The organism is Curtobacterium sp. MCJR17_055, from assembly GCF_003224335.1.
GTDB lineage: Bacteria > Actinomycetota > Actinomycetes > Actinomycetales > Microbacteriaceae > Curtobacterium.
Map to the genome: position 1 here is coordinate 387,579 of NZ_QKLF01000002.1, position 13,654 is coordinate 401,232.

A 13,654-nucleotide genomic window follows, 5' to 3' on the forward strand; every position below is an offset into this window, starting at 1 on the left:
GGACACTCAGGACGCGACGAAGAACCGGTCCGCGAAGTTGTCCCAGACCGCCAGGAAGTCGACCGACGGGTCCATGACCCATTGGCGCTCGAGCCCGGTCCAGAACGCGAGCAGTTCCCGCGCAGCGAGGTCGGGGTGCGTCTTCCACCGGACCAGTCGCTCGAAGCCTTCGTACGTCGACTGCTCTCGTCGGACGAAGTACTGGTGAGCAGGGTGTGCCGGATCGACCGCCTCCGCGCCGAGCACGACGTAGAGCCGGACGAGCTGACCGCGCTCGAGATTGCGCAGCACCCTCCCCCGGAGGAAGACCTTGACCGAATCCGGCGTGGAGATCGCGTCCGAGGCGGGCGGGTCCGTCGAGTCGACCTCGTCCCGGTAGGCCAGCACGGCCGCGAGCAGGTCGTTCATCGACGGGAAGTGATGGAGGACCGAGGGGCCGCGGATACCGCACGCGTCAGCGACGTCGGTCAGGGACACGGCGTTGAAGCCGGCGACCGAGATCAGCCGCGTGGCTTCGGTCACGATCTGGCGCCGCCGGACCTCGGGAGCGAGACGGGTCTGCGCCCGCTTCTCCCCGGGGGGTGCTGTCGTCACGTGCTACTCCCTGACTTGTTGTCCGGACCCATTGTATTCGCAGCAGGAGCCGCGCTAATCTAGCGACCACTAGGTCTTATCTAGTGGTCGCTAGATTGGCGTCGTTCGCTGTGGTGCGACGTTCCTCCGTCCGGCGGACCGCGAGTTGGCTCTCTTCTTCACAACAACGAGGTTATGAAATGACAGACGCGCCCGATCCGACGTCCCTTCCCCCCAACGCCTCGGGCACCGCGGGAGCCGCCTTCGAGCGTGCTGCCGAGGAGCTGGGCATGGCGAGCTCCACTCCATCCGCACGAGGCGACCAGGGGCGGATGCCGAAGCGCCGCATCCTGCCGGCCCTCATCGCACAACTCACCCTGTACATCGCCTTCGTGGCGCCGTCGTCCTACTCGCTCGCGGTTCGCATCCAGGACCTCGCGCCGGAGTCCCGTGACACCGCGCTGTCGCTCGCCATCGGCATCCCCTGCGCGATCGTCATCCTCATCACGCCACTCGTCGGCGTCCTGAGTGACAGAACGCGTTCCGCCTGGGGGCGCCGGCGGCCGTGGCTGCTGGCCGGGATCGCCACCGGCGCCGCCGGCTCGGTCATCATCGCCGTCGTTCCGAGTCTCGGTGCGCTCATCGCGGGGTGGACCGTCGCCTACATCGGGTACACGATCACCGCGATCATGATCCTCGCGTTCTTCGGGGACCAACTCCCCGAGAACCAGCGCGGCCGCGTCATGGGCCTGAACGGATCCATCACCTACATCGGCCCGATCATGGGCATCCTCGTCGCCACACAACTGCACGAGTCCCCCGCTGCCATGTTCCTCGTCCCCGGCGCCCTCGCGCTGATCGGCGGCCTCGTCTTCGTCCTCGTGATGCGAGACGAGGTCGTCACCACTCCGAAGGTCGCCGTCCGGATGAGCGAGATCTTCAACGGGTTCTGGTTCAACCCGCGGAAGTACTCGAACCTCGGGTGGGTGTGGCTCAGCAAGGCGCTCGTCTTCCTCTCCCTCGCATTCACGAGCATCTACTCCGTGTTCCTGCTCACGTCGCGCCTCGGATTGGACGCGGCAGCAGTCGGAGGAGTGGTTGACCGGAGTCGCCGGTGTGGCCACCTCCATCATCGGAGCGATCGGCTCGGGTTGGGTGTCCGACAAGGTCGGGAGCCGCAAGCCCTTCCTCTTGGTCAGTGCGCTGCTCATCGGCGTCGCCGCCCTGATCGTCGGCACCACGGGCAGCATCCCGCAGTTCGTCCTCGGTTCGATCCTCGGGTCCTTCGCGATCGGCGTCTACGGCGCCGTCGACCAGGCAGTCCAGCTGGACGTCCTCCCGCAGGAGGAGGACCAGAACGGACGGTTCCTGTCCACGCTGGGCCTCGCCAACCAGATTCCCCAGGCCGTCGGCCCCTTCCTGGCAGGTGCCGTGGTGGCGATCGCGGTCGGCAACTACACGGCCGTCTACATCGTTGCTGGCGTCTGTGCTGTTCTCGGTGCCGCGGCGATCCTGCCCATCAGCCTCGGCCGGCGCTCACTCGAGTCCACCACGAGCATCGAGGTCCCGCGGTGACGCCGACACGACCGCCGGGACGGGTCGGCACCATCCACCGTCCACCGTCCACGACGAAAGAAGACCGCGTTCCATGAGCACACTCCCCACGTCCTTCCTCTGGGGCGCGTCGACCGCGCCGCACCAGGTCGAAGGCAACAACATCAACAGCGACTGGTGGACGTACGAGCAGATGATGCCGCACTTCGGGCCGAGCGGTGACGCGGTCGACAGCTACCACCGTTTCGAGGAGGACATGCGGCTGCTGGCCGACGCCGGCCTCACCGCTTACCGCTTCGGCGTCGAGTGGGCGCGCATCGAGCCGCTGCCGGGCCAGTTCTCGGTCGCCGAACTCGCGCACTACCGGCGCATGATCGACACGGCGATCGGGCTCGGCCTGACTCCGGTGGTGACCCTGCACCACTTCACGGCGCCGCGGTGGTTCGTCGAGGAAGGCGGCTGGCTCGGCGACACAGCCATCGCCCGTTTCACGGCGTACGTCTCCCGCGTCGCTGAGATCCTGGACGGCGTGGAGTGGGTCTGCACGATCAACGAGCCCAACATGCTCGCGCTGATGGTGCTCATGTCCCGAGCCATCAACCCCGACGCGGTCCCCGCGTTCGCCACACCGACCGTGCAGACCCGGCAGGGAGTCGTCATCCCCGCACCGACCCTCGAGGTCGGGCAGCGGCTCGTCCAGGCGCACCACGCCGCGCGGGACGTGCTGCGGCAGCGGACCGACGCGAACGTCGGGTGGACAGTCGCGTGCCTCAACCTGTGGGCGACACCCGAGAACGCCGAGCACCTCGAGCGGGAGCGCTACGCACGCGAAGACCTCTACCTGGAGGCGGCTCGCGGCGACGACTTCATCGGAGTGCAGGCGTACTCCACCCGCGAGGTCGACGAGAACGGTCTCGTCACCGCAGCCCCGCACCCCGACAACACCCTGACCGGTGACGCCTACCGGCCGGAATCGCTCGGCATCGCCCTGCGCCATGCAGCCGACGTCGCCGGTGTGCCGGCGCTCGTCACCGAGAACGGCATCGCCACGGCGGACGACGACCAGCGGATCTCCTACACCACAGGCGCATTGGCGGGTCTGCTCGCGGCCGTCGCCGACGGCGTCGACGTCCGCGGGTACCTGCACTGGTCGGCACTCGACAACTTCGAGTGGGGCCACTGGGAACCCACCTTCGGACTGATCGCCGTCGACCGCTCCGACTTCTCCCGCCATCCCAAACCGAGCCTCGCCTGGTTGGGCGGCATCGCCCGCAGCAACGCCGTGGACCTGGAAGCGACCCCATGAGCACGTACCCTGCTCCCCACCTCGACCCAGCGAGACCCGTCGATGAACGAATCGACGACCTCCTCGGCCGGATGTCCGTCGAGGACAAGGCGGGCCAGCTCAGCCAGTACTTCTACCTGGCGGGGTTCGGCGAGCCACCGGCAGACCTCGACATCGACTCGCTCCCCCCGGAACACCAGGCGTACCTCCGGCAACCGAAGATGGTCGAGGACGCGATCGCCGCCGGCCACGCCGGCTCCGTCCTGTTCGTGACCAGGGCCGACATGGCCAATCGGCTGCAGAAGCTCGCGGTCGAGACCGCACCCCTCGGGATCCCCCTCCTCTTCGGGTTCGACGTCATCCACGGACTCCGGACGATCTTCCCGCTACCGATCGCCATGGCCGCGTCCTGGGACGAAGGGACGATCAGCGCATCGCAGGCCGCGGCGGCACGCGAGGCCCGCGCTGTCGGCATCCACTGGACGTTCGCACCGATGGTCGACATCGCCCGAGACGCTCGCTGGGGTCGGATCATCGAGGGCGCCGGCGAGGACCCGTACCTCGGAGCGGCCGTCGCCGCAGCGCAAGTCCGTGGATTCCAGGGCGATCTCGGCTCCGAGAACGTGCTCGCGGGTCCCAAGCACTTCGTCGGCTACGGCGCCGCTCGCGGTGGCCGGGACTACGACGACGTGGAGGTGTCCGATTCCGAACTCCACAACGTCTACATGCCTCCGTTCCGAGCGGCGATCGAGGCCGGTGCGCAGAACGTCATGAGCGCCTACATGGACTTCAACGGCGTACCGGCGAGCGGGAACGCGCGCCTGCTCACGGACCTCCTCCGGGACGACCTCGGCTTCGACGGTTTCGTCGTCTCCGACGCCAACGCGGTGAAGTCCATGGAGACCCAGCACTTCGCGGCGTCGCCCACCGAGGCCGCTGTGAGGGCGATCACCAGCGGGCTGGACATGGAGATGTGCACGTTCGACCCGGCGTTCTCCCGTCTGCCGGACGCCGTGGCCCAAGGGCTGGTCAGCGAGGACGTCCTCGACACCGCCGTCCGCCGGATCCTCGCGGTCAAGTTCGCCCTGGGGCTCTTCGAGCACCCGTACGTCGACGCCGGGGCCAGCGACGCGATCCTGTCGACCGAGCACCACCGCGAACTGGCGCGGGTCGCCGCAGAACGGACGATCGTACTCCTGAAGAACGACGGCACCCTACCGCTCGCCGCCAGCACCGCCGGCTCCATCGCCGTCATCGGGCAACTGGCCGAGAGCAAGCGCGACACCCTCGGCCCCTGGGTCTTCGCTCATGGGACGGACGAGACCGTCAGCATCCTCGAGGGGATCACGGCGCGAGCGGACGGCGAGGTCTGGTTCGCGCCGGGCGCGGGGATCCCGTCCCGCGAGTTCGCGTCGATGTTCGATCGCTCGGACCCGACCGTGGTGAACACGCCGGGCGACCACGACGACGACGCGGAGATCGATCGCGCGGTCGCGATCGCGGCGGATGCGGACGTCGCCGTCGTGGTCGTCGGGGAGCGGCAGAACCAGATCGGCGAGAACGCCTCGAGGTCGACGCTCGACCTCCCCGGCCGGCAACTCGAGCAGCTGCAGCGCATCGCGGCGACGGGCACGCCGGTCGTCCTGGTCGTGATGTCGGGCCGACCGCTCGACCTGCGGTGGGCGGACGAGAACGTCCCGGCGATCCTCCAGGCCTGGTATCCGGGCAGTCGCGGTGGTGACGCCGTCGCCGACGTCGTCTTCGGGGACGTGTCCCCGGCCGGGCGCCTGCCGTTCACCTGGCCCCGCCACGTGGGTCACGTGCCGATGGTCTACTCGCACCTCCGGACCTTCCAGCCCGAGGACCAGGACAAGCGGTACTGGGACGAGGAGTCGACCCCGCTCTACCCGTTCGGACACGGACTCAGCTACGGCAGCTTCACCTACGACCAGCTGCGGACGGATCGTGACAAGGTCGCTCGAGGCGACACGGCGACCGTCTCCGTGCAGGTCACGAACGCCTCCGACCGCGCCGCGGACGAGGTGGTGCAGCTCTACATCCACCAGCGCCACGGCACGTCCTCCCGGCCCGTGCAGGAGCTGAAGGGGTTCCGGCGCCTGGCGTTCGGTCCCGGAGAGACGAAGACCGTCACCTTCACGCTCGGCCCGGACGAGCTCCGCTACTGGAGCGCGGTCACGGGGGGCTGGGTCCAGGACGCCACCGTGTTCGACATCTGGGTCGGAGGCAGCTCGCGGGCAGCGCTCACGACCGAGCTCATCGTCGTCTAGCCGACGACGCAGCGATTGGTACCGCCTCGAGCGATCGAGGCCGAAGGACGACAGAGAGAACTCGCATGACCACCACTTCCTTCAACCTGGGTTGGACCGTCCGGCCGAAGGTCAGCCCGTACGCGCAACTCCAGAACCCGCAGGACGCCGGGGTCCCGGTGACGCTGCCCCACGACGCCACGATCACGCGGGAGCGCTCGGCTGACGAACCCCAGGGTGGACGCAGCGCCTACTTCCCCGGCGGAGCGTACGAGTACACGAAGGTGTTCGACGTGCCGGCGGAGTACCGGGGAAAGCGCGTCTCGGTCGAGTTCGAGGGCGTCTACCGGGACGCCATGGTGTTCGTCAACGGAGCCTTCGCCGCACAACGACCGTCCGGCTACTCGACCTTCGTGGTCGAACTCGACCCGTACCTGCGCTACGGGGAAGCCAACACGATCCGAGTCGATGCCCGCACCCACGACGACTCGCGGTGGTACACCGGCGCGGGGATCTACCGCGACACCACCCTGAACGTCACCGACCTGGTCCACATCGCACCGGCCGGGCTCCGGGTGTCGACCCCGGACATCGAACCCGCGCGCGCTGTCGTCGAAGTGTCCGCCGAGATCAGGAACGACAGTGCCGGTACGCGGACCGTCGTCGTCGCGACCGACATCACCGATGCGACGGGGGCGGTCGTAGCACGTGGGAGTTCGCCGGTGACCGTGCGGGCGGGTGGCTCAGCGGTCGCACGACAGCGCCTGTACGTCACGCGACCGTCCCTGTGGAGCGTGGAGACGCCGACGCTGTACCGGGCCACAACGCGCGTCACGTCGGGAGGCACGGAGGACGACGCCGAACCGCTCGACGTCCGCGAGACGCCGTTCGGTGTCCGCACGCTGCAACTCGACCCCGAACACGGCCTCCGCATCAACGGCGAGAGCGTGAAACTCCGCGGCGCCTGCGTCCACCACGACAACGGGATCCTCGGTGCTGCGACGATCGCACGAGCAGAAGAACGTCGCATCGAGATCCTGAAGCGCGCCGGCTTCAACGCGATCCGTAGTTCCCACAACCCCCTGAGCCCGGCGATGCTGGACGCCTGTGACCGCCTCGGGATGCTGGTGATGGACGAGACCTTCGACATGTGGACGGAGGGGAAGTCCACCTTCGACTACGCCCTGGCGTTCCCCGAATGGTGGGAGCGCGACGTCGAGGCGCTCGTCGCGAAGGACCACAACCACCCGAGCGTCGTCTTCTACTCCATCGGCAACGAGATCCTCGAGACCGGTGATCCCCTGGGATCCGAGTGGGGCCGCAGACTCGCGGAGAAGGTCCGGTCCCTCGACCACACCCGGTTCGTCACGAACGGGATCAACGGTTTCGTCTCGGTGCTGCGCGACGTCGTCCAGATGATGCAGGCCCGCGGTGGCGACCAGGCCGGCGGAGCCGACGGCGGTGTCAACGGCCTGATGAACTCCGCGGCCGACTTCATGAACCAGGTGAGCGCGTCCCCGCTCGTCACGTCGAAGACGGAGGAGTCATTCTCCGTCCTCGACGTAGCAGGGCTGAACTACGGCGACGCGCGCTACGTCGTCGACAAGGACCTGTTCCCGGACCGGGTGATCGTGGGCAGTGAGACCTTCCCACCGCAGATCGCCCGGTACTGGCGACTCGTCGAGGACAACGCGCACGTCCTCGGCGACTTCACCTGGGCCGGGTGGGACTACCTCGGCGAAGTCGGTATCGGCCGCGTTCAGTACACCGACGAGCCGCCCGCGTTCGAGGCTCCTTTCCCCTGGATCACGGCCTGGGTCGGGGACATCGACATCAGCGGTCACCGCCGCACCATCTCCTACTACCGGGAGACGGTGTTCGGTCTGCGCCACGAACCGTACATCGCCGTTCTCCGTCCCGAGCACTTCGGCCGTCCGACCAGTCAGGGCATGTGGGCGTGGAGCGACACCCTCTCCAGCTGGACCTTCGACGTGCCTGACGGGACGATGACACAGGTGGAGGTCTACAGCGACGCCGACGAGGTCGAGATCCTCGTCAACGGAGTCTCGGCAGGCCGCCAGCCCGCCGGCCGAGATCACGCATTCCTCGCTCGATTCGACGTCCCGTACGCACGCGGGGAGATCACCGCGATCGGTTACACCGGCGGACGAGAACACTCCCGCAGTCAGGTGGTCTCCGCCTCGGAGCGACGGCGTCTCGACGTCGTGCCGGACCGCACCACGATCCGTGCGGACGACACCGACCTGTCCTTCGTCACCATCGAGATCCGCGACGAGCAGGGCATCCTGGCGACGACCGAGAACCGACCCGTCACCGTGACCGTCGAGGGCCCAGGAGTACTCCAGGGGTTCGGCAGCGCCCGCCCTGACAACCCGGAACGCTACGACACCGACACCCACCACACGTTCGACGGCCGGATCCTCGCGGTCGTCCGACCGACCGGTGCAGGCCCGATCACCGTCACCGCCACCTCGGCTGGGCTGGCACCCGTCACCGTGACCGTGACATCGCAGGAGTGCCCATGACCGGCATCGACCGCCACGCGCTCGTCACCCGTCACGACGTGCATCTCACCGAGGCGCGTCCCGACCACGTCCTGACCGTCGGGAACGGTGACTTCGCGTACACCTGCGACATCACCGGGATGCAGACGTTCGCGACGTTCCACGACCCGCTCGCCGCCATGGCTCGCGCCACAGCAGCAGGCGACCCTGGGGCCGCCTCACGCGGACCCACCGTGATCAACACGGCCACGATGAGCAACTGGGGCTGGCACGAGATGCCGAACCCGAACGGCTTCGTGCTGGACGACGCCCTCAGCGAGCACACCACCAGCCGGGGCACGGTGCGCTACGCCGACAAGTTCGACATGCAGGCCGCCATGCAGGGCACGCTCCCTGCAGACCATCTCGCCGGCGCATGGCTGAACGCCAATCCGCAACGGATCGACCTGGGACGGATCGGTCTGCTCCTCCGAGAGACGGTAGACAGCCCATGGCTGGATGACCCTACTGGCCTGCAGGACCCGTCGCAGCGCCTCGATCTCTGGACCGGAACGATCACGTCGACGTTCGAGTTCGCAGGCGAACGGGTCACGGTGACCACCGTCGCCTCGCCGACCACCGCCACCGTCGCGTTCCGAGTCGAGTCTGCGCTGATCAACGCAGGTCTGTTGCGGGTCGGCGTCCGGTTCCCGTACCCGAGCGACGGTTTCTTCCACACGGACGACTGGGCGCATCCTGACCGACACACCACCAACGTCCTGCCGAGCGACCCAGGGACGACACGCCTCCGTCGTGAGATCGACGGCACCAGCTACGACGTCTTGCTCGGCCACAGCTCGGCAGGGCTGACCACCGCAGCGGAACCCCACACGTTCGAGTTGTCGTCGCACGCCGAGCGGATCGAGATCGTCGCGACCTTCAGCTCGGACGCCGCCGGCGAACCGGTCGACGAGCGCATCCCGTTCTCCGTCGTCGCTGCCGACTCGGCCGACCATTGGGCAGAGTTCTGGCAGTCCGGTGCTGCGATCGACTTCACGGGCAGCACGGACGGACGAGCCCGCGAGCTCGAGCGGCGCGTGGTGCTGTCGCAGTACCTCACCGCCGTGCACGCAGCCGGCACCCTCCCTCCCCAGGAGACGGGGCTCGTCACGAACTCATGGCAGGGCAAGTTCCACCTCGAGATGCACCTGTGGCATGGAGCCCACTTCGCCACCTGGGGCAGGCCGGAACTCCTCGCACGGAGCCTCCCGTGGTACCTGTCGATCGCTGGTTCAGCCCGGGAAACCGCCCGGATGCAGGGGTACGAGGGTCTGCGGTGGCCGAAGCAGGTCGGACCGGACGGACGTGAAAGCCCAGATCCCACCGGCTCACTCCTCATCTGGCAGCAGCCGCACTTGCTCTACCTGCTGGAGCTGCTGTGGACGAGCTCCGCAGGTGACCACCACGCGGAGCTCCTCGACGACTTCACGCAGGTCGTAGACGACACGGCCGCGTTCATGGCGTCGTTCGTCGAGGAGCGCGACGGTGTGTTCCACCTCCCCGCACCCCTGATGCCTGCCCAGGAGTTCTACGAGACTGCGACGGCGGAGGACCCGACGTTCGAGCTGGTGTACTGGTGGTGGGGACTGGAGCTCGCGCAGCGTTGGCAGGAGCGGTCAGGACGCCCGCGGAGAGCGGACTGGGCCGATGTTCAGGCCCGACTGGCTGTGCCTCGGATCCTGGACGGCCATTACGCCGCGATCGCAACGGATCCGTATCTCCGGCGAGACGACCACCCGTCGCTCCTCGCCGCTCTCGGTCTCCTGCCGCCGACACCGATCGTCGATCAGGACCTGATGGCCGCCACGCTCACGAGCGTGTGGGAGGCATGGGACTGGTCTTCGGCTTGGGGGTGGGACTTCCCGGTCATGGCCATGACTGCTACACGGACCGGACAGCTGGATCTCGCCGTCGACGCCTTGCTCAGGGACGAGGCCAAGAACACGTACTCCGCAGTTGGTCACAACGCACAGATCGGTTCGATCCTGCCCGTATACCTGCCCGGCAACGGGTCGTTGCTCGCCGCTGTGTCGCTCATGGCCTTAACGGGATCGTTCCCGAAGGAAGGGTGGATGATCCAAGCCGAGGGGTTCCTGCCCTGGCCGTGATGCCGCGTTTCGTTGAGCAGGCCCGGAACTTCCTCCCTCGGCGGGTACCGCTTCAGGCGACGAGGCCGGCCGGTTCAGGAAATGAGACCGGCTTGGTAGGCATAGGCGACCAGTTGGGCCCGGTCGCGGGCGCCGACCTTCGCCATCGCACGGCTCGCGTGGGTCTTCACGGTGAACGGTGAGACGAACAACTCCGCTGCGATGGAGTCGTTGTCGTGGCCCTCTGCGATGCTGAGGACGACGTCCCGTTCGCGGGCTGTCAGGGCAGTGAACCGGTCGGCGAGGTCGGCGTCGATGACGCGGCTCGGGCTGTCGGTGACGTGCCCGATGAGCGCGGCAGAGGCAGCTGCGGACAGGGCACCTCCCCCGCCGATGACTTCCTGCAGGCTCGCGATCAGCTCAGCTGGTCCGACGCCCTTGCCGAGGAACCCGTTCGCGCCAGCCCGGAGCGCGGCGAGGACGGTGTCGTCGTGCTCGAAGGTGGTCAGGACGACGATGCGGGTCTGTTCGGACGGGATCCGCTCCCGGATGCGTCGCGTCGTCTCGACGCCGTCGATCCCGGGCATGCGGACGTCCATGAGGATGAGGTCGACATCGTGGTCCCGGAGGAACGCGAGGGCGGCGAACCCGTCCCCTGCTTCACCGACCACGGCGAAGTCCGGGTGCACGTCGATGATGGTGCGCAGTCCGAGCCGGATCATCTCTTGGTCATCGACCAGCAGCACGCGTGTCACGGGGTTGCTCCTTCGTTCCATGGGATCCGTGCCGTGACGGTGAAGACATCATCGTCGGCGCCGAGCTGCAGGGTTCCGCCAGCAGACTCGACGCGTTCGCGCATGCCGACGAGTCCGTACCCGCTGCCGTGGGCGGTCGGCGGCGTGGACGCGACCGGGTTCGTGACGCTGATGATCAGGTCAGCCTCGTCCGTCAGCACCGTCAGCGCGGCCTCCCCGGTACCGTACCGGTGCGCGTTGGTCAACGCTTCCTGCGCCACCCGGAACACCGTCACCCCGACGGCCTCGTGCGCTCGGCGAGCTTGGTCGGTGATCTGCACGTCGATCGACAGGCCGGCGTCCCGGAACGAGGAGACCAGCTCGTCGATGCTCGACAGGCCGGGTGTCGGGCGCCCCGCGTGATCGTCGTCGGCGTCGTCGCTGCGGAGCATGGCCAGCGTCCGTTGCGTGTCACTGAGGATCGACTGCACCGCTGTGCGCGCCGCGACCAGCGACCGCTGGGTCGCGGCCTCGTCACGGCCGGCGGTGACCTCGACCGCGCCGAGGTGCATGCTCACGACGGCGACCTGGTGGCCGACGATGTCGTGCAGGTCACGGGCGATGCGGACCCGCTCTTCCGCCACTCGCCGCTCAGCTTCGGCCTCCCGCGTCGCGATCGCGTCGCGGGTGCGCTGCTCGAGTGACTCCCAGTACTGGCGCTGCAGCCGCAGCGCCGCGCCCACCGCACCACCGGCGACGACGGCGACGATGACCGCCACGGCGTCGAGACCGACCGCGCGGCCGGCGGACAGGAAACTCGCGAGTCCGAAGATGACGGCCATCGCCAGCGCCGTGATCCCGGTGCTGCGCGTGGGCGGCAAGCCGCGCAGGGTGAGTGCGAACAGGACGAACACCACGACGGTGCATTCACCGATCGGGTCCCGCCCTCCGACGATCACCACGACGACGCCAGCCATCGTCAACGCGAGACCGACCTGCGGCAGTCGGACGGCGACGAGCGCTCCGGTGAGGGTCACGAGTGCGCCGACACCGGCGAGCAGACCATCGCCGTCGGTGACGATGACGACCAGTTCCACGATCATCGCGGTCACGCTCACCCACAGCGGGAGGCGCTCGAGCACAGATTGCGCGCGCAGCCACAGCGGGCGCGGCGTCGCGGACACACTGGGCGTCGGAACGGTCATCCCTTGAGTCTGAGGGAGGCCGGTGCCGAACATGTACTCCATCTGCATCAGGTTCTCCAGTTCCGGGGAACGACGCCGGCGGGTGTCGCTGCGCTGATGCTGTTCACCAGTCGCACCGATGAAGGGACACCTCATGACCACGCTTCTCCCCGCACCACTCGCCACGGCGGCGATGTTCGTCTCGACGCCGGCGGAGCTCGACGATGGGTACGACCAGCAGATCCACCGTTCTCGAGCGGGGACGATCGCGCGCGTGCCGTTGCTGCCGCTCTGGGCAGCGGTCGCCACCACGAGCGCGGTGCTACGGTTCGCGGGCTTCATGGTGCTGGCCACGTCGATGCTCCTCGAGAGCGCAGCGCGGGGCATCATCTCCCGCTGACGAGCCCGCCCGCGCTGCAATGCCCTGGAGCGCGCGGGTCAGCGGAGGTGTTCGAGGAGGTGCGTGGTGAACGCGGCCATGAGCGTGTCGAGCGTCGCCTTCGGGGTGGAGCCGGCGTAGTAGAAGTCGTGATCGACCCCGTCGAACCGTCGGGTCTCGACCGGCGCACCGACCTCCACAGCATGCGCGGTGAACTCCTCGATCGAGGGACGGAGCGTGTCGTACTCCGCGGTGACGACCAGGGTCGGTGGCAGTGCGCGGAGCTCCGCCTCGGGGAGGAAAGCGGGCGAGACGAGCGGGTTCTTGCGGTCCGTGCTCGGCAGCGGGTAGGCCGCGTCGACCATCTCGAGCATCGCGGCGTTGACGAACGGCTTCTCGGTCAGGAAGGTCGCTCCGGCGGGCGGGATCGACAGGTCCACGGCGGGAACGATGAGGGCGGCAGCGCGAACAGCAGGGCCGTGCTCGCGTGTCGATTGCGTGAGGGTGCCGAGGGCGAGGTTCCCACCAGCGCTGCTGCCGGTCACCGCGATCCGGGTACCGTCCCACCCCATGGTCTCCCCGGAGCGGGCGACCCACGTGAGCACGTCGAAGCACTCCTCCAACGCCTGCGGGAACCGGGCTCTCGGTGATGTGCTGTAGTCCACGTTCACGACGACGCTGCCCACTTCGCCCGCGATCCCTCGAGCGAGGTGGTTGTCCTGCAGCGGGTTCCCGATCACGAACCCACCACCGTGGGTGTTGATGACCACCGGCGGCGTGGCACCGTTCGCGGCGAGGGGGGCGTCAGCGGGAGGCCGCGTGATGGAGCAGCGGATCGAACCGTGACGGGTGGGGACGTGCACGATCTCGTTGTCGGGAACGGCACGGGAAGTGAGTTCCACCTTCGGTGCCCGGATGATGCGGGTGACGAGGGTCGACATCGCCCAGGTCCGGACGCGCATGCCGAGGGGTGCGGCCATGATGTGCTCTCTCTCATTCGGTCGGGGCTGCTGATGTGACTGCGGGT

At 68.2% G+C, this 13,654-nt stretch carries 10 protein-coding genes and 1 pseudogene; 7 read left to right on the forward strand and 4 right to left on the reverse strand.

Annotated features, from left to right (window positions below):
* Positions 1 to 6: 6 nt before the first annotated feature.
* A complete protein-coding gene (locus DEJ16_RS05910; RefSeq protein WP_110826176.1) occupies positions 7 to 594 on the reverse strand; it encodes a TetR/AcrR family transcriptional regulator in 588 nt (195 codons plus the stop codon).
* Positions 595 to 905: 311 nt separating this feature from the next.
* Here DEJ16_RS05910 and DEJ16_RS16110 point away from each other — a divergent pair.
* The 6 genes and pseudogenes from DEJ16_RS16110 to DEJ16_RS05940 form a co-directional block, all read left to right on the forward strand.
* A pseudogene (locus DEJ16_RS16110) lies at positions 906 to 1,649 on the forward strand (MFS transporter); the annotation flags it as partial.
* Positions 1,650 to 1,671: 22 nt separating this feature from the next.
* Positions 1,672 to 2,148 (forward strand): MFS transporter, encoded by a 477-nt coding sequence (locus DEJ16_RS05920; protein ID WP_110826177.1) that lies wholly within the window; start codon positions 1,672 to 1,674, stop codon positions 2,146 to 2,148.
* A gap of 73 nt (positions 2,149 to 2,221) precedes the next feature.
* On the forward strand, positions 2,222 to 3,433 hold the full coding sequence (locus tag DEJ16_RS05925; protein WP_110826178.1) for a family 1 glycosylhydrolase: 1,212 nt from the start codon (positions 2,222 to 2,224) through the stop codon (positions 3,431 to 3,433).
* A complete protein-coding gene (locus DEJ16_RS05930; RefSeq protein WP_110826179.1) occupies positions 3,430 to 5,700 on the forward strand; it encodes a glycoside hydrolase family 3 N-terminal domain-containing protein in 2,271 nt (756 codons plus the stop codon). The genes DEJ16_RS05925 and DEJ16_RS05930 overlap by 4 nt, the downstream gene beginning before the upstream one ends.
* Positions 5,701 to 5,765: 65 nt before the next feature.
* Entirely contained in the window at positions 5,766 to 8,225 is a 2,460-nt protein-coding gene (locus DEJ16_RS05935; RefSeq protein WP_110826180.1) for a glycoside hydrolase family 2 TIM barrel-domain containing protein, read from the forward strand.
* Complete coding sequence (locus DEJ16_RS05940) at positions 8,222 to 10,351, forward strand: hypothetical protein (protein WP_110826181.1); 2,130 nt, start codon at positions 8,222 to 8,224, stop codon at positions 10,349 to 10,351. Before DEJ16_RS05935 ends, DEJ16_RS05940 begins: the two co-directional genes overlap by 4 nt.
* A 74-nt stretch (positions 10,352 to 10,425) precedes the next feature.
* Here the strand turns inward: DEJ16_RS05940 and DEJ16_RS05945 are convergent, their stop codons facing one another.
* Both DEJ16_RS05945 and DEJ16_RS05950 read right to left on the reverse strand, forming a co-directional pair.
* Positions 10,426 to 11,085 (reverse strand): response regulator transcription factor, encoded by a 660-nt coding sequence (locus tag DEJ16_RS05945; protein ID WP_110826182.1) that lies wholly within the window; start codon positions 11,083 to 11,085, stop codon positions 10,426 to 10,428.
* A complete protein-coding gene (locus DEJ16_RS05950) occupies positions 11,082 to 12,269 on the reverse strand; it encodes a sensor histidine kinase (protein WP_181419475.1) in 1,188 nt (395 codons plus the stop codon). The genes DEJ16_RS05945 and DEJ16_RS05950 overlap by 4 nt, the downstream gene beginning before the upstream one ends.
* A gap of 133 nt (positions 12,270 to 12,402) precedes the next feature.
* Here DEJ16_RS05950 and DEJ16_RS15715 point away from each other — a divergent pair, with 133 nt between their 5' ends.
* Positions 12,403 to 12,648, forward strand: coding sequence for a hypothetical protein (locus tag DEJ16_RS15715; RefSeq protein WP_181419476.1), 246 nt, complete (start codon positions 12,403 to 12,405; stop codon positions 12,646 to 12,648).
* 38 nt (positions 12,649 to 12,686) lie between these two features.
* On the opposite strand, the gene DEJ16_RS05955 is transcribed toward DEJ16_RS15715, so the two are convergent.
* Positions 12,687 to 13,607 (reverse strand): alpha/beta hydrolase, encoded by a 921-nt coding sequence (locus DEJ16_RS05955; protein ID WP_110826184.1) that lies wholly within the window; start codon positions 13,605 to 13,607, stop codon positions 12,687 to 12,689.
* Between the last annotated feature and the right edge of the window lie 47 nt (positions 13,608 to 13,654).

Coding starts and splice junctions, on each gene's coding strand:
- DEJ16_RS05930 (WP_110826179.1), top strand. CDS start 3,430: ATGAGCACGTACCCTGCTCCCCACCTCGACCCAGCGAGACCCGTCGAT.
- DEJ16_RS05955 (WP_110826184.1), bottom strand. CDS start 13,607: ATGGCCGCACCCCTCGGCATGCGCGTCCGGACCTGGGCGATGTCGACC.
- DEJ16_RS05935 (WP_110826180.1), top strand. CDS start 5,766: ATGACCACCACTTCCTTCAACCTGGGTTGGACCGTCCGGCCGAAGGTC.
- DEJ16_RS05950 (WP_181419475.1), bottom strand. CDS start 12,269: ATGACCGTTCCGACGCCCAGTGTGTCCGCGACGCCGCGCCCGCTGTGG.
- DEJ16_RS05940 (WP_110826181.1), top strand. CDS start 8,222: ATGACCGGCATCGACCGCCACGCGCTCGTCACCCGTCACGACGTGCAT.
- DEJ16_RS05925 (WP_110826178.1), top strand. CDS start 2,222: ATGAGCACACTCCCCACGTCCTTCCTCTGGGGCGCGTCGACCGCGCCG.
- DEJ16_RS15715 (WP_181419476.1), top strand. CDS start 12,403: ATGACCACGCTTCTCCCCGCACCACTCGCCACGGCGGCGATGTTCGTC.